At 39.5% G+C, this 25,105-nt stretch carries 13 protein-coding genes; 8 read left to right on the top strand and 5 right to left on the bottom strand.

Annotated elements, in window-relative coordinates:
• The first annotated feature begins 128 nt into the window (after window positions 1-128).
• A complete protein-coding gene (locus AC0VX7_RS21805) occupies window positions 129-392 on the top strand; it encodes a hypothetical protein (protein ID WP_475425886.1) in 264 nt (87 codons plus the stop codon).
• A 251-nt stretch (window positions 393-643) separates the two neighbouring features.
• Window positions 644-1,624 carry a hypothetical protein gene (locus tag AC0VX7_RS21800; RefSeq protein WP_475425885.1) on the top strand — a complete coding sequence of 327 codons (981 nt, stop codon included), beginning with the start codon at window positions 644-646 and terminating at the stop codon, window positions 1,622-1,624.
• A 262-nt stretch (window positions 1,625-1,886) separates the two neighbouring features.
• Here the strand turns inward: AC0VX7_RS21800 and tagU are convergent, their stop codons facing one another.
• Window positions 1,887-2,822, bottom strand: coding sequence for a polyisoprenyl-teichoic acid--peptidoglycan teichoic acid transferase TagU (gene tagU / locus AC0VX7_RS21795; protein ID WP_475425884.1), 936 nt, complete (start codon window positions 2,820-2,822; stop codon window positions 1,887-1,889).
• Window positions 2,823-3,225: 403 nt separating this feature from the next.
• Between tagU and AC0VX7_RS21790 the strand changes: the two genes are divergently transcribed.
• From AC0VX7_RS21790 to AC0VX7_RS21765, 6 genes are all read left to right on the top strand, one after another.
• A complete protein-coding gene (locus AC0VX7_RS21790) occupies window positions 3,226-7,524 on the top strand; it encodes a bifunctional 2',3'-cyclic-nucleotide 2'-phosphodiesterase/3'-nucleotidase (protein WP_475425883.1) in 4,299 nt (1,432 codons plus the stop codon).
• A 267-nt stretch (window positions 7,525-7,791) separates the two neighbouring features.
• Window positions 7,792-12,357 carry a cell wall-binding repeat-containing protein gene (locus AC0VX7_RS21785; protein WP_475425882.1) on the top strand — a complete coding sequence of 1,522 codons (4,566 nt, stop codon included), beginning with the start codon at window positions 7,792-7,794 and terminating at the stop codon, window positions 12,355-12,357.
• Between the two features lie 147 nt (window positions 12,358-12,504).
• Window positions 12,505-13,515, top strand: a complete 1,011-nt coding sequence (gene galE / locus AC0VX7_RS21780; RefSeq protein WP_475425881.1) for a UDP-glucose 4-epimerase GalE — start codon at window positions 12,505-12,507, stop codon at window positions 13,513-13,515.
• A gap of 245 nt (window positions 13,516-13,760) precedes the next feature.
• Window positions 13,761-15,551, top strand: a complete 1,791-nt coding sequence (locus AC0VX7_RS21775; RefSeq protein WP_475425880.1) for a cell wall-binding repeat-containing protein — start codon at window positions 13,761-13,763, stop codon at window positions 15,549-15,551.
• Window positions 15,552-15,713: 162 nt separating this feature from the next.
• A complete protein-coding gene (locus AC0VX7_RS21770; RefSeq protein WP_475425879.1) occupies window positions 15,714-17,951 on the top strand; it encodes a cell wall-binding repeat-containing protein in 2,238 nt (745 codons plus the stop codon).
• 185 nt (window positions 17,952-18,136) lie between these two features.
• Window positions 18,137-20,611 carry a S8 family serine peptidase gene (locus AC0VX7_RS21765; protein ID WP_475425878.1) on the top strand — a complete coding sequence of 825 codons (2,475 nt, stop codon included), beginning with the start codon at window positions 18,137-18,139 and terminating at the stop codon, window positions 20,609-20,611.
• Window positions 20,612-20,646: 35 nt separating this feature from the next.
• Here the strand turns inward: AC0VX7_RS21765 and AC0VX7_RS21760 are convergent, their stop codons facing one another.
• From AC0VX7_RS21760 to AC0VX7_RS21745, 4 genes are all read right to left on the bottom strand, one after another.
• A complete protein-coding gene (locus AC0VX7_RS21760; RefSeq protein WP_475425877.1) occupies window positions 20,647-21,831 on the bottom strand; it encodes a glycosyltransferase family 4 protein in 1,185 nt (394 codons plus the stop codon).
• Window positions 21,828-23,216 carry an O-antigen ligase family protein gene (locus AC0VX7_RS21755; protein ID WP_475425876.1) on the bottom strand — a complete coding sequence of 463 codons (1,389 nt, stop codon included), beginning with the start codon at window positions 23,214-23,216 and terminating at the stop codon, window positions 21,828-21,830. The genes AC0VX7_RS21760 and AC0VX7_RS21755 overlap by 4 nt, the downstream gene beginning before the upstream one ends.
• A gap of 83 nt (window positions 23,217-23,299) precedes the next feature.
• Window positions 23,300-24,103, bottom strand: a complete 804-nt coding sequence (locus AC0VX7_RS21750) for a glycosyltransferase family 2 protein (protein WP_475425875.1) — start codon at window positions 24,101-24,103, stop codon at window positions 23,300-23,302.
• A 233-nt stretch (window positions 24,104-24,336) separates the two neighbouring features.
• A complete protein-coding gene (locus AC0VX7_RS21745; RefSeq protein ID WP_475425874.1) occupies window positions 24,337-25,092 on the bottom strand; it encodes a PIG-L family deacetylase in 756 nt (251 codons plus the stop codon).
• Window positions 25,093-25,105 lie beyond the last annotated feature (13 nt).

Here is a 25,105-nt window from a genome sequence, read left to right as displayed (position 1 = left end):
TAACAGTTACTGAAGATAATAGTATAAAAAGGAATATGGAAATAGTGTTGGGAAAAAACCTAAACTTCTACGGGATATTGCCGATAGAAAGTCCATAGGTAAAATATACTAGTTTTAGGGGGATTCATATGAAAAGTTCAGGTTTAGCGACGGTGTTATCATTCTTTTGGACTGGGGTTGGACAGATTTATAATGGTCAAATCGGAAAAGGGTTAGGAATGATTGCTCTTCAAGTCCTAAATGTTCTGCTAATGTTTGTTATCATTGGGTTCATTACATATCCAGCAGTGTGGATCTGGGGTATGATTGACGCGAATAAAACAGCGAATAGATTGAATGAAGAATTTATGGCTAAGCACGGAAGCCAAGCGATTCATCACCCAACTGTTTAAGGTCGGGAATAAAAAATATTATTACAGAAAAGTACTGTTAAGAAAAGTGGAAGTGAGACGAACTACATCCTATTATACAATTGGAAGTAAGTTCCTATCACCATGTCCCTACGAATATTGAAATGCGAAGGGAAGTACAACAAAGTACTTCCCTTAACTGTTCCATAGGAACATCTCTATATTTTCTATATTCGAGATGTCTTACTCGTTGGGTGTCATGAAAACCAATTAACTGAGAAAGGAAAAATAGAATGAAAAAAATCATTGTATCCTTGCTTGCCATCCTGTTCGTGTTATCAGGATGCAGTCAAGAAAAGCAAAAAGATAAGAGTCAGGTGGAAGAAAAAGAAGTCGTTGTAGAAAAACAAGATACTAGTGACGCAGATCCTAATCAACCAGAAAGCGAAGAGGTTCCAACAGAGGAAGAAGAAGCTTCTCAGCCTTCTGATAATACATATACTATCCAGCTTGATGATCGCTTAGAGGGACAGATTGTGCTTGAAAAGGATCCAGAATCCTCTGATATGAGAACGTATATATATTATATGGACCAGACCTTGCTAAACGATAAAATCATTATCGGAACAATTGATTTAGGATCTTCCGACTCGATAAAACGCTCTATAGATGAAGGAGTTCTTACACTTGTGAATTATGAAGGTGGAGAGAACAACCCTAAGTATATGTACACTGCTAATATGGAGGATCCCTATTTAGAGCATTACCAGATAAATGAAGATGGTGATGACTACCTTCCACTTGAAGAAGCGATTAATTACTCTAGAGCAAAGGAATTAGTCCATACAAGTCTCCTAAACTCGAATTTTATTTATGGTTCAATTATGGTAAATCAAATTGTTCCTGAGCAAATAGATGCAAACGAAGAGGCTGGTCTTCAAATATCAAGGGCGTATCTTGAAGATATACAAGCCTGGTATGAAAAATTAAACAGCGCTGCAAATTCAGGATCAACTGAAGAGTTTTTTACCGCTCGGGCAGAGGTTGGAAATGAAGTAATCAATAAATATCCTGAATTAAGGCAAATTCCATTCCCTACGCAAGAAATAGGTTATAACATTTCAACTTCCATCCAAGCTCTTTCCTACTGGAGCTATGAAGATTATGGCAAAGATGCGGAAGTAAAGTATTTAAGTGAAGTAAATCTAGTAAAAGGAATTGGTCAATTTGTGGAGGTTATCCAAGAACAATTAGCAGAATTGGAGAATATATAACCTGAGGTGGAGTAAAGAACCATCACAACACATATGATATCGATATTTGGTTTTTTTCTGAAATGAGTAAACTTTAAAGTAAGGGTTGAAGTAGTCCAATATATGTTAAAGATAATGATAGATTGGCGTAAGGGTTATGGAGGTCTGTAAAGAATGGAAGCAAACTTTTTTACTGTTTGATTTGTTTTAATTGGTAAAAGGATATAGCAACACATAAGATGAAACAAAAAGGAGGCTGACGAATCCGTCACCCTCCTTTTTCCTATTTAAGCTTCAAATGGCTTTTTAGTTCATCTTGGACTCTTTGTTTTTCACTTTCCGGAACCATTAAATAATAGATTTTGTCTATTTTTGTTCCAGACCCCTTAATTTCCATTTGTTCAATGTCCTTGCCGGCTGCTTTATAGTTCTTTTGAATATCAACCATCTCATCGAAGGTCATGTTTGTCTTTACGTTTTTACCTAGAGCTGCAAAGATATCATCGAATTTAGTTAATGATGAGAAGCTTGCGCCTTTGTTGATTACACCCTGGATAATTTGTCTTTGTCTTGTCTGCCGTCCGAAGTCGCCCCTTGGATCCTGGTAACGCATCCTTGAATATAACAAGGCTTTTTCACCATCGAGGACAAGTTCACCTTTTGGAAAATGAACTCCTCCTTCTTTGAAATCTAGCGTGTTATTAACGGTAACTCCTCCGACTGCATCGACAATGTCTTGGAAGCTTTCCATATTGATTTGCATGTAATAATCGATCGGGATATCCAGGAAGTTTTCGACTGTATCCATAGACATCTCAACGCCGCCAAATGCGTACGCGTGATTGATTTTGTCGTCATAGCCTTTTCCGATGATTTCGGTTCTTGTATCACGAGGTATGCTCAGCATTTTGGTAGATTTCTCTTCGGGATTTACCGTCAAGACGATCATCGTATCAGATCTTCCACGGTCACCCTCACGCTCATCGACGCCAAGCATCAATACTGAAAAAGGTTCCTTCTTATCAAGCGTAATATCTTCAAGCCTTTTTTCTGACTTATCTCGCTTAATCGGCTGATGCATAGTGTCTACTGCTTTTGTTAGTGAGGAATAGACACTATATACATAAGCTCCGACACCTAAAATCAATAAAAGAAAAATGACTCCAATGACACGGAGCCATGTTCGTTTCTTCTTTCCTGTATGTTTTTCGGCTCTCATTAATTGACCCCCATAGTCTGACAAAAAATCTTTTCTTCTGACAAATAGAATACCAAAAAATAACGTCCTTGAATATCCTTATTTTTGAAAATGGAAAATTGTCTTGTATTATTTTGGCTGCTCTTCCTCTCGATATTCCGGATAGTTAAAATTTATTCCGTATGGAAGGGGGTATATCAAATGAGCGATAAAGGATTTAATAACGCAAAATTTTTTCAACAACATTTATTTGTTTCTTGATTTTCAATTTGAGTCGAGGTTTTTTAAAAGAATATATTTGTAAAAAAAAACAATAAACCAAATTAATAAAAATTTCACACTTTTTTTACAAAAAATGATATATTCTTACTAGTTTTGCATATATAATAGATTTGCTGTTACTTACTAGAGAGGTGGGAATAGGGTGAAGAAAGAGTTCAAAAAGAAATTAAATGGACTAGCTGTATCTGCTTTAACTGTTGGTTTACTGGCTTCTCCAATGTATGGTTCATCAGTGTTTGCTGAGGGCACGCCGACAAAGGTTATGTCAAGCGAGGCACTTGTGAAGCTGAAAATCATGGAGACAACTGACGTTCATGGCAGCATCATGAATCATGACTATTTTACTGATACAGAAGCCACAAAAGGGTTAGCGAAGGTTTCTACCTTAATTAAGGCGGAAAGAAGTGAAAACGCTAACAACCTATTATTGGATAATGGGGACATGCTTCAGGGTAACCCATTCACTGACTATGTTGCAAAAGTTAATCCTTTGACTTTTGTCGACCGTCTGGCTGGCTTTGGCCGTTTTGAAACTGCTATTGATATCTCAAAAGAAGGCTGGGATTCAGCAGAGACAGTCGTTCTTGTAAGGTCTGATCAATTTGCTGATGCTTTGGCAGCAGCACCACTAGCTTATAAATACAACGCACCGATTCTATTGACACAACCTGATCAATTAAATGCAGATACTAAAGCCGAGATCAAACGCCTTGGCGCAAAACGTGTAGTAATTGTAGGTGGTACAGGAGCTGTATCCGCAGATATCCAATCTACACTGTCACACAAAATGAAGCTTTGGGTTAAGCGTCTTGGCGGAGAAAACCGTTTTGACACAGCTGCTCTTGTAGCAGAAGAACTAGGCAACAGCAAGAAAGCGATATTGGTAAATGGCCACAACTATCCGGATGCGATTTCTGTAGCTCCATATGCAGCTAAGAATGGCCTTCCGATTTTATTGACAGACGCAACAGCACTTCCAGCTGAAACGAAGGCAGCTTTAAATGGGGTAACTGAGACTATTTTAGTCGGTGGCACGAGCGTTATCAGCGACAAAGTTGAAGAGTCTGTTAAAGGCGCGAGCCGTTTCGGTGGAAATAGCCGTTTCGATACTTCCTATAAGGTAGCAACTGAACTCGATACTGTTAAAACAAGAGTATTCGTTGCAACAGGACGTGGGTTTGCTGATGCATTGGCAGGTTCTGTTCTAGCAGCAAAAGAAGATGCTCCAGTCGTTCTTGTAGATAAGGACTCTATGCTGAAGAAAGTAGCAGAGCTTGTTGATGGCAAGTCTGTTACGATACTTGGTGGCGATGCTGTAGTTTCCGGTTCTTTGATCAAGAATGAAGATCATCCAATCTATGAAGCTATGAATGAACTGAATTATGACGCTGCAACACTTGGAAACCATGAATTCAACTATGGTCTTGATTTCCTTGAAGGCAGTATGAGAACTGCAGAATTCCCATTTGTTTCTGCTAACGTATACGAAGATGACCATGATAATGATCCTACTAACGATAAGAACTTTGTAAAGCCTTATCAGATCATTGACAAAGAAGTGGTAGACGAAGCAGGCAAGAAGCATATTGTTAAGGTTGGGGTTATCGGTTTCGTTGCACCGCAAATCATGCAGTGGGACAAAGCGAACCTTGAAGGCAAGGTGGTAACTGAAGATGTAGTCGCTTCTGCTAAGAAGTGGGTTCCACAAATGAAGAAGGATGGCGCTGAAATTGTTGTAACTTTAGCACATACTGGATTCGATGAGGATAAGAGCAATAAAGAAAATACAGTTTTTGCTTTAAGTGAAGTCGAAGGAATCGATGCAATCCTGTTTGGACATACACACAAAGCGTTCCCATCTAAGGACTACGATGGTATTGCTGGTGTCGATAGTGTTAATGGAACAATTAATGGCGTTGCAGCTGTTCAGTCAGTCGTTGATGGAAGCCACCTTGGTGTCATCGATCTTACTTTGGAAAAAGTAGATGGCAAATGGGGCGTAAAGGGATCCAAGTCAGAGGTTCTTTCTGCGAAAGACGCAGCAGTTGATAAAAAGATTGTTGATGTCATGAAACCATCCCATGAGGCAACAGTTGACTATATCAACCAGCCGATTGGTAAAACTACTGCACCAATTTATAGCTACTTTGCACGAGTACAAGATGACCCATCTGTACAAATCGTGAGCAATGCTCAAAAAGAATACATTGAAGATGTACTAAAGGGTACAGAGTATGAAGATCTACCGGTTCTTTCTTCTGCAGCACCATTCAAGGCAGGAAGAAACGGAGCAGATGAATATACTTATTTCCCATCGGGTGATATTTCTGTTAAGAACGTTTCAGATTTATATAAGTATAATAATACTGTGTCTGCACTTAAACTTTCTGGAGCTCAAGTCAAAGAATATCTAGAGTGGACAGCAGCAAACTTTAATCAAATCGATCCTAATGTAACAACTGAACAATCGTTGATTAACAGTGACTTCCCTGTATATAACTTCGATACTCTTGATGGAGTTACGTATGAAATCGATGTAACTCAGCCAGCTAAGTATGATAAAGATGGAAAAGTAGTTAACGAAGGTGCAAGCAGAATTAAGAACCTTTCTTATGAAGGAAAGCCTGTTGCAGATGACCAGCAGTTTGTCATCGCTACAAACAACTACCGTGCTTCATTCACTAAGCTTGCAAATCCAGACGGACAGCGAGTCATTTATGCATCACCAGATGAAAACAGACAAGTAGTCATGAACTACATCATCAAGAATAAGACAATCAACCCATCTGCAGACCAGAACTGGAGCCTGGCGCCAATCAACACGAATGTAAATGTTACATTTGAATCTTCACCAGCAGCTAAAGCTTTTGCGGATAGCTCTGAAAACATCAAGTATGTTGGTAATGGTGCAAATGGTTTCGCAAAATACCAGCTGGATATGATGAAACCTTTTGAGGTTCAACTACTTGGAATAAATGACTTCCACGGCCAGCTAGATACTTACAATTCAAAGATTAACGCTGGTGGAGTGGAATACCTGGCTGCATACCTGAAAGAACGCGAAGCAGAAAACCCTTATACCCTAATGGTCCATGCAGGTGATGCTGTTGGTGCAAGTTCACCAGTGTCAGCTTTACTTCAGGATGAGCCAACGATCAATATTTTAAATGAGATTGGTTTTGATGTAGGAACTGTTGGAAACCACGAATTTGATGAAGGCGTTGAAGAAATGATGCGTCTCATCGATGGTGGAGAACATGATAAGACAAAAGAAAAATATGGAGTTTTTGGTGGAGCTGACTTCCCTTATGTAGCAGCTAATATTGTAGATAAAACTTCAAAAGAATTGATTCTTGAACCTTATCATATTGAAGAAGTAAACGGAGTACCTATCGGCTTCATTGGTGTTGCTCTATCAGATACACCTAACATTGTAATCCCAAGTGCAGTAGCGGACATTGAGTTCACAGATGAAACTGCTGCAATCAACAAATACGCTGCTGAACTAAAAGCAAAAGGCGTTGAAGCAATTGTAGTTTTAGCACATAATCCATCTTACTCAAATTTTGATGGATCTGGAGCAGGCGAAGAACTTGTAGATATTGCTAAAAATGTTGATGATGAAGTTGACGTTCTTTTCGGAGGACACAATCACGCTTTCACAAACACAACTGTTGATGGCAAAATCGTTGTACAATCGTATTCTTCAGGAACCGCGTTCTCAGATGTAGATCTTTTGATCGACCCTAAAACAAAGGATATTGTTTCAGGCAAAGCTGAGATTGTAACGACTTACCGTGATAAAATCACACCAGATGCTAAAATCAAAGCGATCCTTGATGAGTATTTAGAGGACGTAGCTCCAATTTTGAACGAAGTGATTGGAGAAACTCCAAACTATATTAGCCGTGAGGCAAACGCTTTTGGTGAGTCTGCAATGGGCAACCTAATTGCCGATTCAATGCGCGAGCAGACAAAGACTGATTTTGCTTTCATGAACTCAGGTGGAGTCCGTGGGGATATTGATGCAGGCCCTATTACCTGGAAGGAAGCATTCACGGTCCAGCCTTTTGGTAATGATCTTGTAAAAATGAATGTAACTGGCGAGCAGATTAAAACATTGCTTGAGCAGCAATGGGGAAGTAAAGTCCGTATCATGCCAATCTCTGGTTTGAAGGTTGAATATGATGATTCTAGAGCTGCAGGAGACCGCATTGTATCAATCAAGAAGAATGACGGAACCGATGTGGCGATGGATCAAACATATTCCATTACTGTCAATAACTATATGGCTGGCGGTGGAGACGGTTATGCGATTCTAGCTACTATTACTGATAAGACAATCGATGTAGTTGATCTCGATGCATTGGTAAATTACATCAAGGCAAAAGGCACTGTAGATCCTAAGATCGAAGGCCGTGTATTGAATATTAAAAAGTAAGAAGATTGATAGAGAAGAGTGCTGAATTCAGCACTCTTCTTTTTTTGACGCATTATAGATAAGGTAGTATTTATATATGTTGGTATATTCAATATATAGTAAATGTTTAAAATAATATAAAAATATAATAGAATTTGCCTAGTTTAAATTGACTCAATTGGAAATATCTCGTAGAATTAAACTGTATTTTCTAAATATTATAAGAAATGGGGGTCTTTTTTCACAGTCATTTCATTTTTTCAATATATTACTAGGGAGGAAAAAGGATTGAAACTTAGAAAGCCGTTTACGTATCTGTTGGCTGGTTCATTGTTGTTCTCTAATGTGAACTTCGCATTAGCGGAAACAATGAATAATTCGAAGCCATCAAAGTCTGTAATTACGAAACAATTAGATGGCAGAAAGGCATTTGATAAGTCAAAGCTACAATCAAAAGCTGACTTCAAGGTCTCGGACAAGGTTCGTGTGATTGTTGAAGTTGATGGGGAAACTCCGATTGAATATGCAACCAAAAATAAAAAGCTGTTCAAGGAGCTGCCTGAAAAAACAAAACAAGATCTTGCTGCTAAAGTTGAAAAGCAGCAACAAAATGTGAAAAAAGCCTTGGCAACAAAAGGTATCAAAGTTAAGTACAAAGGCAATTTCTCTACTGTCTTCAATGGCTTTAGCGGAGAGGTTACATATGGTGATATCGCTAAGATTGAAAACACAGCTGGAGTTAAAAATGTATACTTGAGCAATGAATATAATCGTCCTGAAGTCCAGCCAAACATGGATAAAAGCCATCAGTTCATCCAGTCCTACCAAACCTGGGGAGATGCAAAGTTCAAAGGGGAAGGTCAGGTTGTAGCCGTAATTGATACAGGCGTAGACCCATCTCACAAGGACTTTGTTCTTAGTGAAGGAGTAAAAGGTGATTTAGAGGAAAGTGAAGTTAAAGAATTAGTAGAAGAAGCAGGCCTTAAAGGTAAGTACTTTACTGAAAAAGTTCCTTATGGCTTCAACTACTATGATATGAACGATACAATCCTTGACCTTGGACCGGGTGCTTCCATGCACGGTATGCACGTTGCAGGTACAGTGGCAGCGAACGGTGATGTGGAAAATGGCGGCATCCAGGGGGTTGCACCTGAATCACAAGTATTGGCGATGAAGGTTTTCTCAAACGATCCACTTTACCCATCAACATGGTCGGATGTATATTTGGCTGCAATTGATGATGCGATTAAATTGGGCGCCGATGTGCTGAACATGAGCTTGGGAAGCACAGCTTCTTTCTACGAGCCTGAGAGTGTTGAAGACTTGGCGATTACTAGAGCAGTAGACAATGGTGTTTTAGCTGCTGTTTCTGCTGGTAACTCCGGTCATGTTGGTTACGGCTGGGACAACCCTAACTACGAAAACCCGGATATCGGTGTAGTAGGAGCTCCAGGACTTAACCCGGATACATTGCAAGTAGCAGCTTCCGGAAACGAAGGATATCTTTATGAGACTAAATTAACTGTTGATGAGTCCGGTTTCAGTGCAGTTGGTTATGGGCGCGACAGTTGGGCGGATCTTGCTGACAAGGAAATCGTCAGCCTTGAAGGTAAGCTTGGACACCCAGGAGACTATGCAGGCCTTGATGTAGAGGGCAAGGTTGTTTTAGTCCAGCGTGGAGCCCTGACTTTCTATGATAAAACTCAAAATGCTGCTGCAGCAGGCGCTGCCGGAATTATTGTTTATAACAGTGCTGCTGGAGGAATGTTCTATAAAGACCAGGGTGGCTGGGACATTCCATTCACAAAGATTACTAATGCGGATGGAGAAGCTCTTCGTAAAGTAGTTGAAGAACAAAACCTTAAGACTCTTGGAACAGAACAATTGAATAAGAATGAAGATCCAGAAATGGGTAGAATGACAGATTTTACATCTTGGGGAACAACTCCAAGTCTTGAACTGAAGCCTGAAATCACTGCTCCTGGAGGAAACATTTTATCAACATTCCAAAATGATTCTTATGGTCTTATGAGTGGTACATCCATGGCGGCTCCTCATGTTGCCGGCGGATCAGCTCTTATCCAGCAATACTTGAAGACTGATGAGCGCTTTGAGGATTTAGAAGCTTCTGAGTATACTAGACTGGCAAAAATCTTGCTGATGAACTCAGCAAAAGTGATTGAAGATCTGAATGGCCAGCCTTTCTCTCCTAGAAGACAGGGTGCTGGAATGATGCAGACATTTGCTGCAGTTGATACTCCTGTATTTGTCGTTAACAAGAATACTGGAGAAGCAAAAGTCGAATTGAAGGATTTCAAAGCTAAGTCTCAAAGCTTCACACTTACTGCTACGAACGTTTCTGATAAGGAAGTTACTTACAATGTGAATACGCGTCTGCTAACAGATACGTATCAAGAGGTTGAAGGTGCTCCTGACCAAAACGCATTGATTGCTGGTGACATTCAGGGTGCAAAAGTGGTTGCTCCTAAAACAGTAACAGTTCCTGCAGGTGAATCTGTTGACTTTACAGTATCTTTTGACTTAACAGGTGCTAAGATTCCTGGAATCGACAAAGATGGAAAAGCAACTAGTAAGGACTTGGTTGAAGACATCTTCGTTGAAGGCTTCGTACAGTTCACAGATCCTACCCTTGCAGAAGCCAAACTTAACGTTCCTTTCCTTGGTTTCTATGGAGAATGGGATCGTCCGGATATCTTGGATGGATTCAGAGTTAATGATGAAGTAAAGTATTTCGACTATGGTGTAGATGATGTCCTGGTTGATAACGAAGAATACTTTAATTCACCAGTTCCTGAAAAAGGCTACTATGCACTATCTCCTAATGGGGACGGCGTTTTGGATAACATGAATCCATTCCTTGGTGTGTTACGTAATGCCAAAGAAGTTCAGTACAACATTCTCGATGAGAAAGACAGCTTGTTAAGAAGAGTGTTCATGCAAAATAACGTCCGTAAGACTTATATCAATGGCGGTCAAAACCCAGGATATACTTACGATTCAAACGCTATTTGGGATGGAACAGTAAAGTCGGAAAAGGTAGAAGATGGACTTTACTATTATGAAGTTAAATCCGTTGTTGATTATACTGGAGCAGATTGGCAATCCAAGAAGATTCCAGTATACGTAGATACAACAGCTCCTGCCGTTGCTGTAACTTTCGACGAAAAGACAGGAGAGCTTAAGTGGGAAGCTAAAGATGAAGGTGTAGGAATTGCAGGTTATGTAGTTGTTGCAAATGGCGAAGTAGTACAAGAACTTGGCGCAGATGTTACTTCTCATACATTTGACAATCTTCCAGAAGGAACTTTGTTACAGGTTCACGCTGTTGACCATGCATACAATGTTGGTTATGACGAAGTTGCGAATGGCGATACTGAAAGTCCGCTTCTTTTAGTTGATTCACCAGAACCTTATGGTGCATATAACACTAAGGAAGTTCCGGTAGAAGGATATGTCCTTGAGAATGTTAAGGTGGCCAAGGTAACAATTAACGGTGAGCCAGCTAATGTTTCTTATGATGAAGAAGAGGAAGCCTACTACTTCAATGGAGTAGCAAAGTTTGATAAAGACGGTAAGTACGATGTAATCATCACCGCAACAGATGTATCTGGAAATGAATATTCTATCTCCAGAAAGGTCTTCGTGGATACAACGAAGCCAACTGTAACAACAGACGCACCAGCATTTGTTGACAATTCTGTTGGAGAAGTGAAAGTCAACGTTGAAATGAAGGATAACTTTGATTACTTCTCACTATACGTGGATGACAATCATTTATATGATCAATCTATCGAAAATCCAGTTTCCGTTGTAAATGAGGGAACCAGAACAGTGGCTGTTCCTCTTTCTCTGAAAGAAGGCGACAATGTCTTCACAGTGAAGGTTACCGATATTGCTGGAAATGAAGTAGTAGAACAAGTGAAGATTCACCGTAACACAGATGCTTCACGCGTTAATCGCCTTGCAGGTGACGGCCGCTATAAGACAGCTGTTGAAGTCAGCAAGAAGGGCTGGGAGTCTGGGGCTGAGACTGTTGTCCTTGCTCGTGGAGATAACTATGCAGATGCACTAGCTGGTGTTCCATTGGCTAAAAAGTTCAATGCACCATTATTGCTTACTGAACCAAATAAGTTCACGAAGCAAGCAAGTGATGAAATTAACCGCTTAGGAGCTAAAACTGTATACATCCTTGGCGGAACAGGAGCGGTAAATGAAGCTACTGAAGAAGCTCTTGAGGCTAAGGGAATCAAAGTTGTTCGTGTCTCCGGTTCTGACCGTTATGATACAGCTGCTAAAATCGCGAAGCATGTTGCTCCAGAAGGAGTAGAAGAAGTAGTAGTTGTGAACGGAAATGACTTCCCTGATGCATTGTCTGTTGCATCATTTGCAGCAGCTAAGGGAATGCCAATCCTGTTGACACAAGCTGACTCACTTCCAGGTGTAACAGCTAAGACAATCCGTGACCTTAAAGCTTCCAAGTCATTGGTCGTCGGTGGTACAAGTGTTGTATCAAATGGTGTAAAGGGTGAGCTTCCATATGGTTACCGTCTTGGAGGACAAAACCGTTATGACACAGCCGCTAAGGTTGCAGAATACTTCCACAAAGATTCAAACCATTATTATCTAGCTACTGGCAAAGGATTTGCTGATGCTCTATCTGGAGCTGCATTAGCTGCTAAGGATGGTACTGGAGTATTGCTTACTGACGAAAACCTTTCTGCTGAAACTGAGAAGTTTATCAATGGCAAAAACCTTGATAAAGTCACAGTTCTTGGTGGAAGTGGAGTCGTAAGTGACTCGATTGTTGCTAAGCTTAAGAATCTTCTTAAGTAATACGTAAAAAGAGGGAACCGTTGATTCATTCAACGGTTCTTTCTAATTTTTTACTATTTATACAGCTCCTTTGAATTGAGGTGGATTCAATTTTCCATATATGATGGTATAATACTATATAATATTTAATCATTAGGAGGAACGACATTGGCAATCCTAGTAACTGGCGGAGCAGGCTACATTGGTACCCATACTTGTGTAGAGCTGCTTAATGAGAATCATGAAATTATCGTGGTTGACAATTTTGATAATAGTAAACCTGAAGCTTTAAAAAGAGTTAAAGAGATAACGGGACAGGATTTTAAATTTTATGAAGTTGATTTATTGGATCGTGAAGGCTTGCGAAAAGTTTTTGCAGAGAATGACATCGATGCGGTTATTCATTTTGCTGGATTAAAGGCAGTGGGAGAATCCGTTTCTATTCCACTAAGGTACTATCACAATAACATTACAGGAACGCTTGTTTTATGCGAGGTCATGCAAGAGTTCAATGTAAAGAAGCTGGTATTCAGCTCATCGGCAACTGTTTATGGAATGCCTGAGGAAGTTCCGATTTCCGAAAGCTTCCCTTTAAGTGCCACAAACCCATACGGACGCACTAAGCTTATGATCGAGGAGATTTTAAGGGATCTTTATGTTTCCGACGATAGCTGGAGTATAGCCCTGCTTCGTTACTTTAATCCGATAGGCGCACATGAGAGTGGTAGGATCGGGGAAGACCCAAATGGAATCCCGAATAATCTGATGCCTTTCATTACGCAGGTCGCAGTTGGTAAGCTGGATAAGCTGAAGGTGTTCGGAAGCGATTATCCAACCGTCGATGGTACTGGTGTCCGTGACTACATTCATGTTGTCGATCTTGCCAAAGGCCACTTAAAAGCCGTGGAGAAAGTATTGTCAGCCTCAGGGGCAGAAGCCTATAACTTAGGAACAGGAACAGGTTATAGTGTTCTTGAAGTAGTGAATGCTTTTGAAAAAGCGTCAGGAAAGAAGATTCCCTATAAAGTAGTGGAGCGACGTCCTGGTGATATTGCAGAGTGTTATGCAAATCCTGACAAGGCAGCTGGAGAACTAGGTTGGAAAGCAGAAAAGGGAATTGAGGAAATGTGTAAAGATTCCTGGAAATGGCAGTCCAATAATTTGAATGGTTATGAATAAGAATAACTCTGAAAACCGGCTAACTGCCGGTTTTTATTTTTGTGAAATAAGTAAATGACTAAGTGGAAATTCCTTGAACATCAATAATGCTAAATGATATAGAAATACGCAATTATTTTAAAATAAAAATATGGAAACAAATAGGTAGAAATGGTAAATTAGTTAGGGGGGTATAATTGGGTATTTGGAATTAGAACCACTAGGCAATTTAATATTATTTAAAGGTTATAGGACGGGAAGGAAGTATGATGATTAAAAAGACTAGCTTTGCTTTGTTTATTTTATTATTAATGTTCACAACAAGTGCTTATGCAGCAACAGAACGAATTCAAGGAAATGATCGATATCAAACAGCAGTGGAAATTTCGAAGGCAGGCTGGGAGGGATCCGATATTGTTGTTCTTGCAAAGGGGACGGATTTTCCAGATGCACTGGCCGGTGGACCGCTTGCGTTTTATAATGATGCTCCCATCTTATTAACGGATTCGTACAGGCTGCCTTATGTCACGGAAAAGGAAATTAAAAGATTACATACAAAAACTATTATTATTATAGGCAGCGAGAGCGCAGTATCAAGTGAAATTTCTAATAGATTGATAGATTTGGGATTAACGGTTCAGAGAGTCGGAGGAAGAGACAGGTTTGAGACAGCAGCGTTAATTTCACAATTAATCCCTTCAAATCAGGCTATTATTTCAAATGGTCGCAACTATCCGGATGTTTTATCTATAGGCTCATATGCTGCCAGGAACAATATACCGATTCTTTTAACCGAGAAGGATCGTTTGCCTATACATACTGAGAAAGCGTTACAGGATAAGATAAACACTTTGGTCATCGGTGGAGAGAAAGTGGTGGAAAAGGCAGTTGTTTCACAGCTTGCCAAACATAATCCTGTTCGTATTGGTGGCTCTGATCGATTTGATACCGGGAGAAAAATCATGAACGAGCTTCGGCTTTCAAATGAGACGGCGTATTTGGCAACGGGAGAAAATTTTGCAGATGCTTTGGCCGGATCCGTTCTGGCAGCTCGGACTAATGCCCCAATATTATTGACCAAGACTAGTGTGATCCCAACTCCTACGCGTGCCTTGTTACCAGAATTCAAGGAGATTAAGATCTTAGGTGGACAAGGAGCAGTCCATGAAAATGTGAGAAGAATGATTGATGGAGAACCACTTATCCTTGATAATCCTAAGGTCAACACAATAACTGATAATATGTTTAAAATTAGTGGAAGTGCAACAGCTAACACCAAACTAACCATCAGAAGGAATAATAAAGATTTCAAAGTTGTTAATGTCCCAGCTAACGGGAAGTTTTCTATATCGATTCCTCTTCAAAAAAGCGGTACGATGTTCAGTTTCTTCATATTGGATGGTGAAGGGAATAAGAGTGAAACTGTAAATGTACAAGTTAAAGCTCAAAGTAATCCTTCTAAAAAGATGCTGTATGCGCCACTGGTAAAACAAATGCCTGAGCTTCCAAGAGGCTGCGAGGTTACTAGTTTGTCAATGCTGCTTCAATATACAGGAGTTAAGGCAGATAAGATGAAGCTAGCAAGAGAAGTAAGGAAGTCGCCGACCCCTTTAAGGTGGATTAATGGGAAAAAGCATTTTGGCGACCCGAATGAGGGATTTGTAGGTGATATGTATTCCTTCAGTAAGCCGGGGTTTGGTGTTTTCAATAAACCGATCGAAGAGCTGGCGAATAAATATCTCCCTGGCAGGGTCGTGAATTTATCGGGAGGTTCTTTCGATCAAGTACTGGATTATGTAGCAGCTGGACATCCAGTCTGGGTGATCACTACTAGCTGGTTCAGCTATGTTCCCGACCGCTATTGGGAAACGTGGTATACACCTAATGGTCCTATGCGGATTACAATGAAAGAACATTCCGTCCTTATAACAGGATACGATAGTCACTATGTATATTTCAATGATCCGCTTGATACGTATATCAATAAAAGAAAACCGTTAAAGAGCTTTATCCAGGGTTGGGAGCAGTATGGAAAGCAGGCAATAAGCTACTACTAAAAATCAAATCATAATGAGACTGGAAGCCAGGAACCGATATCGTCATTGCGGATCCTGGCTTTTTATATTATAGGTCAAATGACATGGTTGCTTGGTCCGATTGTTCACTCAGATTGAATTCTCTAGAATGAATACTAGACTACCACGATCGGAGTGAACTAGATGAATAGGTGGAAAGCAATAGTATATTTGATTGTTTTGATCATGCTCATGCCAGTATTTCCGCAAAATGTTGTTGGAGCTGAAACAAATGCTGTGAGTCCGATACAATGGTCCTCATTCAACAATGGGAATCCAAATGATTCAGAAGCTCTTAGAATAAAAGAAATTCTCCTTAATACTAATAAATATGGACTATCTACATGGTGGAATGAAGTCCGGAATTTTGATAGCCAAAGCAGCAGCTACTTACAGTTTGGCGGTGTTCTAGAACATGAAATTCGGCATCCTTCTGCTATGTCATTGGGACTAGCCGCATCACTTGCGTTTGGGCTTTATGACCCGGAGGTTACAGGTGTAGCAAAAGAAGAAGCCGTAAAGAAAACTGTCAAGCTAGTAAGTTCTCTTTCTTATAGACATAAAGCAAATTCTCCTGGTGGCTGGGGAAGCCACTGGCAATCAGCACATTGGGCGAATTTTTCAGGTTTTGCGGGATGGCTGTTATGGGACAAACTTTCTGCCGCAGAGAGGGAATATGTCAGGAAGATGGTTGAGTATGAAGCTAACCGCTTGATTCTTTACAAGGTTCCTTACTGGAAGAACCCAGAAGGAGACACCATTTATAATGGTGATACAAAAGCAGAAGAAAATGCTTGGAACTCCCAGATTCTACAGTTGGCTACAGCCATGATGCCTAATCATATCAATTGGAAACTATGGATGTCAAAAAATCTAGAATTGATGATATCATCTGCTGCTATGCCATCTGACTTAAAGAATGAAACTGTAGTGAATGGAAAGCCAATAAAGAATTGGATTAGTGGGACCAACATCAATCAAGATGGAACCGTCATAAACCATGGATTTATTCATCCCGATTATATGGAATTTATTGCGTTCAATAATACTTCTGCTTTGCATTATACACTGGCTGGTATGCCAACACCCGAAGCGGCATTCTTTAATTCGGATATCGTTTATAAAAGCCTGGTAGATCTACCATTCGATTCACAAGATTATCTACCGCCAGGCGGGACTATATATAAAGAGGGTTCTTCCGACATTTATTACCCTGAGGGAAATGATTGGGGTAATGATCGGAGAATGCAATTTGCAACACTGGATATCTTTGCGAACGAGTTTGGTTTCGATGGGCTGGCGAGCAGGAAAGGCGATTACTGGGAGCCGCTCCATGCCCAGAAAGTCCTTGATATGCAAAACCGCCATCATGATAGCCGAACTTATGCCGCTCATGAGGAAGATACTTATCGAGGAAGAGAAGAATGGGTCGCCCATCATGCTGCCTGGGCATGGATTGCCAAATGGGTCGGCCATAGTGGGCAATTCGACCAGACGAATGCATCATTCGGACCTACCTATACCCGGGTAGCAGGCGCTGGAAGATACGAAACCGCAGCTGAAATCTCTTCTACAGGCTGGGCACACGCAGATACAGTTCTTATTGCCAGAGGAGACAACTTTCCGGATGCGCTGTCGGGTACTCCGTTAGCTTATCAGCTGAATGCTCCTTTGCTACTGTCAGAAAAAGATTCCTTGCCGAGTGCTACGATTGCCGAGATTTCTCGACTAAATGCCGAAAAGGCAGTGATTTTGGGTGGGAATTCGGCAATTGAAAAAGCAGTTCAAGATAAATTGATTTCATTAGGACTAAAGGTGGAACGAATAGCCGGGGGGAACAGGTTTGAAACAGCCGCGAAAATCTCGAGGTTAATAGATAATCCTTCGGGTAAAGCTTTTGTCGTTAATGGACATGACTTTCCAGATGCACTTGCTGCTGGAGCTATAGCAGCCCAAAAAGGATATCCCGTCCTTCTAGTTGAAAAAGAGCGGATCCCTTTTCATACAGCCCAAGTTTTAGATAAGAGTACTGGAGCCTATGTAGTTGGTGGGAAGGCGGTCATCGATGAAAGAATATTATCAGTGATTCCGGATTCGGAGAGAATTGCCGGAGCGAATAGATATGAAACAGCCGTCAAGCTGTTCAATACATTCAATCTTTCCTCAACAGAGGCAATGGTGGCTAATGGAACAAGTTTCCCCGATGCACTATCAGGGGCAGTGCTAGCCGCTAAACAAAACAATAATTTACTTCTCGTGCAAGATAACAAAGTTCCATCGGAAGTGGATGCGGTGTTAAAAGAAAATGGATTACAGCACTTCAATGTTTTAGGTGGAGAACGTGTTATTGACCGTCAAGTAGTCAGGTTGCTAATGGAATAACTTTGAAAGAGGAGACCTTTTATTGGTCTCCTCTTTTTCCATTTCCTTTAGGAGGGTATAAGAGTAAACTTTAAAAGTGTGATAGAATTAACTGGAAATACTATTTTATATGAGATGTGCATATATAGAATTAAAGTAGAATGATAAACTTTAAACTATTACTTTCTAATAAAGGGGATTGTCCTATGAAGTGGAACAGGAAATATGCTGTATTCATCGTTACTTTATTTATCCTGGCTTTTTCATTTTATTCCAATCATGAAGTTTTTGCTGAGGAGAAATTTTCGAAGCAATCATTTAAAAAGTTAAATTCTACGAAGGAAATCACAAATAATATTCATGATCGACAGATTTTAATAAAGTTAAAAAATAGGAATGTTAATCTTGAGAGTCTTGGTTTAATAGAGAAGGAATCACCGAGGGCTCTTGATAGCAGAGGCATAGTCATTGTAGAAGTTCCAGTTCACTTTAGTTATCAAAAAATGTTGGAGAAGTTAGCACAAAACCCTGGAATTGAATATGTAGAACCCAACTATCTATATGAGCATTTGAATGTACCAGATGATCCTTTTTATACATATCAATGGCATATACCGGCTTTAAATATTCAAAATGCTTGGGGATATATACAAAACCCTCACACGGTTAGGGTCGCAGTGCTCGATTCTGGAGTAGATCCACATTCTGACCTTGCCGGAAAGGTGCTTCCTGGTTATGACATTCCAGCGAATACTCCCTTTCAGACTGATCTAATCGGCCATGGTACAAACATTGCAGGAATCATTGCCGGAATAAAAAATAATGGAATTGGTATAGCTGGGATTAATGAAAATGTAGAAATCCTTCCTGTAAAAATTACTGATCAAACAACGATTCAGTTGACTGATGTTATAGAAGGCATTTACTATGCGATTGATAACGGAGCTCAGATCATTAATATGAGCTATGGTTCTGAAGAGGGGAACCATATGGAATACGATGCTCTCAAGGAAGCTTATACAAAGGGGATTACTTTGATAGCTGCTACTGGTAATGATTATGGTGCACCAGTATCCTTTCCAGCAGCATATCCATTTGTTATCGGTGTGGGAAGTGTAGACCAAGAGGGAAAACTCTCAGCCTTTTCTAACTACGGTGATTCATTGGATCTTGTAGCTCCAGGAGAAGAAATTGTATCGACTGGTCTCCGTGAAGAGTATGAGTTTGTGAATGGTACGTCTTTTTCAGCGCCAATCGTATCTGGTATTGCTTCCATGTTGCTGAGCCAAGACCCAAAATTATCTCCATCGGAAATAGAGTGGAAATTAGAGAATTCAACGGAGCGTAGTTGGACTGAAACCAAGGGCTTCGGACAAATTGATGCTGTTAAAGCACTTCTAATGCCTAACCCCTCATTACATGACGATGCAGGAAATTCAGTGAGTCAGGCCAGATTGATAAAGGTAGGACATACATACGAGGAAAGCATCCAAGTTCCAGATGATGTGGACTACTACAAGTTTATAAATAATGAAGTCAGTGATTTATCTTTTCAAATCACTAGTCCACTTGCCCACGACCTTACAGTCACAATAAAAAAAGTATCCAATGGGCATACAGAATGGGAAGAAATAGTGGATAACCTGGGTATCGGTGGAACAGAAAAATTATCATTGAGGGTTAATCCGGGTACTTATTATATTGGAATCAGCGATTTTAATTACAGATGGTCAAAGAACAGGTACAAGCTTAAAGTATCTTCGAACAGTTATTATCGGATTGAAGGGAGCAGCCGGACTCAAACAGCTGTTAATATTTCCAAAAAAGGCTGGCCAAGTGGATTAACACATCAAGATAGAGCGATCATTCTGGCAAGAGCAGATCACCCGGCAGATGCACTGTCTGCTGCAGGGATTGCAGCCATGAAGGATAGCCCAATTTTACTCACTTTCCCTGAACGGATTGATTCCGATACACTTGGTGAAATATCGAGACTTAAACCGAAAAAAATCTATCTATTAGGCGGTAAGAATGCCATTGATGGTTCTGTAGAAAAATTGCTTAAGAACAAAGGTTATACTGTTCAACGTGTAGATGGAAAAGATAGATTTGAAACGTCCATTAATATTGGCAAGACTGCAGGGTTAACCAATCAAAATGAAGCGATCATCGCCAATGGGGTCACAGTTGCTGATGCTCTGTCGGCTTCCAGTATTTCGGTGAGTAAACGTATTCCGATTTACCTATCCCAAAAGGAAAGAATGCCAATGCAGCTGCCAGAGGCTATTAAGAAAGTATATGTTCTTGGAGGGCTAGCTGCAATCAGTAATCAGGTGGAAATGGACTTGAAGCGAAAGGGAATTGAGGTTGTCAGAATAGCTGGACATAGCCGCTATGATACAAATATTAATGCGATAAAGAAGCTTACAAATCCAGATACATTAATCCTTGTGAGAGGCACCTCCGTGAAAACAGATTACGAGGATTATCCAGATGCCGTTGCGGCCTCAGGGCTTGCACATCGAAGGAATGGCGCAATTGTTCTGGTGAATCCATTAAAAGTAGAAAATGTTACGAAATCATATGTATTGAGTCGATCATATCCCATGTATGCTCTTGGAGGAGAAAAGGCTTTGCCTGGTGGGCAATTAACTCATCTGGGATTGAAAATAGCAAAATAAATAGAAGAAACCCTTGCATTTCGCAAGGGTTTCTTCTATTTCCTTTTTTCACTTTTTATTTCAAGGATAGCTGTTTCATACTTTTTGGCATTTGCCTTCCAGGTGTAGTGCTTTTCAATAAAATCCCTTGCGTTGAAGGCCATCTGGGCACGAAGCTCATCATTATCAGCAATCTTTTTAATTGCTTCAGATAGGTGCTCGTTCGTGTTCTCTTCTAGGAGTATTCCGTTGTAGCCTGTTTCAATTAACTTCTTGCATTGACCGAGGGCAGGAGCTACTACCGGCTTACCCATTGCCATATATTCAAAGATTTTAAGTGGAGAGAAGTGAAAGAACTCAATATCCTTATATGGTGCAATTGCAATATCCATAAGGTTAAGAGCACCTGGAATCTCTTTATGGTCAAGAAATCCCGTTATTTCAACATATTCAGAAAGTGATAGCTCATTTATCTTTTTCTCTAGTCGCTCTCGTTCATTGCCGTCTCCTATTATCAAGAAGCGGAGATTCGGCATTACCTTCAGCAAATCTGGAAGGATATCGATTCCTCTTTCAACTCCGTGCCATGATTTCAAACTTCCTAGGAAGCCAATGACCACGTCTTTGTCCCATTTTTGCTTTAGCGGGACTAGAAAATCAGGAGCAGGAGCATCCAGACTGAATTTATCAATATCAACACCATTTGGGACAACAATAGTTTTCGATACATCATAACTATTTTCCGCAAAGTATCTTTTCAGTTCATTAGATACGACAGTCACAGCATCAGAACTTTTGAACACTTTCTTTTCAAACCAATTCAACAAACCTTTAATATAGAAACGCTTCTCAAGATCTCTTTCAAATACAACAGAAGCATTCACTTCATAAATCACAGGAACATTCATTAGTTTGCCAGCTATAATGGCTGATAGATCATAAGGGGAATACCGGTTAATAACACAATCGGGTTTGTGTTCCTTAATAAGCTTGATCAGTCGCAATACCCTGGGGATATTCATTGCAACTGACCTTGCTTCCCTTAAGATTAGTTTGAGCTTATTGCTCTTTTGTTGAAGCTCCTTTGTCCGCTGGATATTGGAGGCTTGATTTTGCTTGCGCAATGACAATTCAACAGGGATGACTTCATGTCCCAGCTGTTCCATTGCTTCTATAAATTCACTTGCGTGTACTTGTGAACCTTCTCCTGATGAAAACCAGGAAAGATAGATTATTTTCATATACTTTCTTCCTCATCGCTAATAAATTTATTGAACATTAGCCCGATAATGATAAACAAAATGGTGATTGATTGTAGATTGTACCAAACCTCAGCAACCATGCCCATTACTGCATAACCGACGATTGTAAGGTTTATAGCCAACCCAAGAAATTGTTTTGACTTATTCCCTTTAATGATGGAGTAAAAAGTCCTTGCATAAATGTATAGGTACAAGCCGGCTAAAACTAAAAGGCCTAAAATACCATATCTCGCTAGAGTATAAAGATATGAATTATCTGCAAAACGGACAAATCCTTCTTTCATTGGACCTGAGCCAATGAAAGGGGACTCCTTGAACTTCTCAAGGTTTAAATTCCAATAGTAATATCTGTTTTTAAAAGAACTCACCGATTCAACACTTCTCTTAAGTCGCTCATCGTCTTCGGAATTAGCGTTGTCACCATCTTCGCCTTCTGAATCTTCTCCACCTTCACTTGGAGCATTTGCGGAAAGTCCGGACATGATTTGATCTGCAGCATAGTCAAGGTATGGAACTTTAGGGATGACTACGAGTGCAAGCATTGCAAAAATGCCAAGTACGATTAGACCTTGAGATAGGGACTTGATAAAAGTACCTTTTCTTAAAACGAGTCTCAACAGTAGCCAGTAGATAATAACACCGGCTGTAATAATGACAGCTGTTCTAGAAGTAGTGAAGAATACACTTAGCAAGCTTAAAGTAATAAAGCCATATCCAATAATCGGATTCGTTTTGTAAATTGTCATATATGATAGAACTAATGCGACAACAATGATCAGGAAAGATCCATACATATTCGGATTCTGGAATGTACTTGTCACCCTATGCTGATGGTCAATCATCTTATATAAGCTTTCACTTTGTGTATATAATAAACCGATATGATTATTAATATTAAAGATATTAAAGAATTGCAGTATACCGAATATCTCAATCGCTAAGATAAAAAGGAAAATCGGAAAGATAAGTTGTTTAATTGATGGAACTCTGACTTCTCTTGCGATTAAATAAAATGAAATATAAAAGGTATATCGATATAGTTCAATAAAGTCACCCAGCCCCGCCTTCGGTAATGCTATAATTCCATACACAGTGGAAATAATGAGTGAAAGGGCTCCTAGTGATAGAAAGATTGTTACATAATCTGGTTTTTCATCTAAATAATAGAGGTTTTTTGGATTTTTCAAGAACCAGTCTTTTGTCATGATGAGCAAAACGAAGAAGCTGATTAGTAAGATAACGATTGGAATGATCTTAACTGAGAAAGAACCGAATAATATGCCTGGTGCCGGTTTAAACATCAGTAAAGCAATCAAAACAAGGAAAATCAATTTGTGTTTTTTTGTTAACTCATTAGTCTGCATGTTATTCTCCCTATTAAATTAATTTTTATTTGTTACAGTTCATACTGTTTCGGTTTTGTAATCTTATTAAAGCGCAGATAAAATTAACTTTTATTATAACGAATCGTTTCATTTAATGAGGATATTAAAAGCTTGGCCTTATTTTCCCCTTGGATTAAGTTGTACTTTTTGAAGAAGAACAATGTAATTAGTGCCAGGGATACCGGTGTATTGTACATCCGTTTAAACATAGGTCCCTTACCCAGAACCGTTTTTGTATTCAATCTTGTAACGATATCTTTCTTCTCGTGGTATACAATCAACTCTGGTTCATAAGCAATTTGATACCCTAAAGAATATAAATCAAACAAGAGAATGTTTTCCTCTCCTGACGGATACTTCGCGCCTAGACCAAACTCCTCATCAAAACGTAGATGTTCTTTCTTCACTTTTTTTAAGTCAATGAAAATTTCAATTGATGACTTGGACCACAGTCCTCTTTTGGAAACTGTTGGCTGGACTTCAGCAGGGTAATTCTTTAGATATTCATTTTTATCAGGATCAAACATTTGAAAACAAGTAACTCCTGCAGTGGTTCTTTTAAAATAAGAATGCACTTTTTCAAAACTGTCATTCAAATACCAACAATCATCATCTGAAAAAGTGACGATATCGCCGGAAATATAGTTCAAGCCAACGTTTCGTGCATGTGATAAGCCCTTTTTATTAATGTGAATATGCTTATGTGAAAAGTTATAGTTAGAAAGGAGATTCTTTATTTTCTCTTCGTTGTCCTGAGACACAAGAATAACCTCGAAATCACTATTTGATTGATTTTCCAGACTATCGAAAAGGCGTATGAGTTCCATTTGGCGTGTCCCTAAAGTGGGAACAATTACACTTATCATTAAAAATCACCCTGTTTTTTATTTTAATTAAATACCTAGATATCTTAATTTGAAACAAAAAGTATTATAACATACTTATTGTTTATGATTCGTTTTTAAGTAATTTGTAAAGAGAAATTAACCTAACTACAATTCTTTATAAAAATCCCTGTCTTGCTATATCATAAATTCCCATAAAAACACCCGGCCAATCAACATAAAAGATCTGTTAATTGACCGGGTGATTTAATATTTTACTGGTTGGGATAGTGGTATTTACCTCTTGGATCTTCTAGCAGTTTTTTGAAATCATAGCTTACTGATGTATTGCCGATAGCATACCTTTTATATTCGGGATCCCATAAAGAATATGCCAATATAGCTCGTTCGATAAAAGTATCGTAACTAGAGTGATAATCCTCATATTCACCTGGCCACAAATGACGTTCAACATTTTGTATATAGAACTTTGTCTCGCTCAGCATACCGAGGTTATACAAGTTAAGTAGCGCAAGACCAGAATTCCGGTGGTCAATGTGGTCGTCATGATAGCTAAAGGCTGTATGTTCAGCGGATGGGAATTCGGCCTTAAAGCGGCGAATGACTTTTTCAATATCTTCTGCATTGGTGGCTCCATCAAGCATATATTCAAAATGCATATTTCTTCGTTTAATGCCCAGGGCTTTAGCGGACTCTACAAATTCACGGAAACGAGCCCTGGAAAAATCTTTTACCGTTAATGGTGAATATGCTTCTTCATTCAACCGGTTATTAACAGTGTTAATAGCTTTTGATGACGCCCCGTCTGTTAAGAGAACAAGGTGGACATCATACCCTCTCTGTACATAGTGAACGATGGAGCTCCCCATTGTCAGAAGCTCATCATCCTGGTGAGAGACATAGAAAATAACAGTTTTACTCTCATTTATTTCTTCAGAGAGTGCTGCTTGGTTTGGTAAAAAACAGAGCAGCAACATACTAACAATCATTAGCTTGTTTTTTATTAACATTTTAACTACCTCA

The organism is Mesobacillus sp. QJM3NY_10 (genome assembly GCF_056173465.1).
The sequence above is the reverse complement of the archived record's forward strand: the minus strand, read 5'-3'. Positions and strand labels throughout refer to the sequence as shown.

What these genes read in the sequence shown, in the direction of transcription:
- AC0VX7_RS21805 (WP_475425886.1), top strand. Translation starts at nt 129, where the DNA reads ATGAAAAGTTCAGGTTTAGCGACGGTGTTATCATTCTTTTGGACTGGG.
- AC0VX7_RS21800 (WP_475425885.1), top strand. Translation starts at nt 644, where the DNA reads ATGAAAAAAATCATTGTATCCTTGCTTGCCATCCTGTTCGTGTTATCA.
- tagU (WP_475425884.1), bottom strand. Translation starts at nt 2,822, where the DNA reads ATGAGAGCCGAAAAACATACAGGAAAGAAGAAACGAACATGGCTCCGT.
- AC0VX7_RS21775 (WP_475425880.1), top strand. Translation starts at nt 13,761, where the DNA reads ATGATGATTAAAAAGACTAGCTTTGCTTTGTTTATTTTATTATTAATG.
- AC0VX7_RS21770 (WP_475425879.1), top strand. Translation starts at nt 15,714, where the DNA reads ATGAATAGGTGGAAAGCAATAGTATATTTGATTGTTTTGATCATGCTC.
- AC0VX7_RS21765 (WP_475425878.1), top strand. Translation starts at nt 18,137, where the DNA reads ATGAAGTGGAACAGGAAATATGCTGTATTCATCGTTACTTTATTTATC.
- AC0VX7_RS21760 (WP_475425877.1), bottom strand. Translation starts at nt 21,831, where the DNA reads ATGAAAATAATCTATCTTTCCTGGTTTTCATCAGGAGAAGGTTCACAA.
- AC0VX7_RS21755 (WP_475425876.1), bottom strand. Translation starts at nt 23,216, where the DNA reads ATGCAGACTAATGAGTTAACAAAAAAACACAAATTGATTTTCCTTGTT.
- AC0VX7_RS21750 (WP_475425875.1), bottom strand. Translation starts at nt 24,103, where the DNA reads ATGATAAGTGTAATTGTTCCCACTTTAGGGACACGCCAAATGGAACTC.
- AC0VX7_RS21745 (WP_475425874.1), bottom strand. Translation starts at nt 25,092, where the DNA reads ATGTTAATAAAAAACAAGCTAATGATTGTTAGTATGTTGCTGCTCTGT.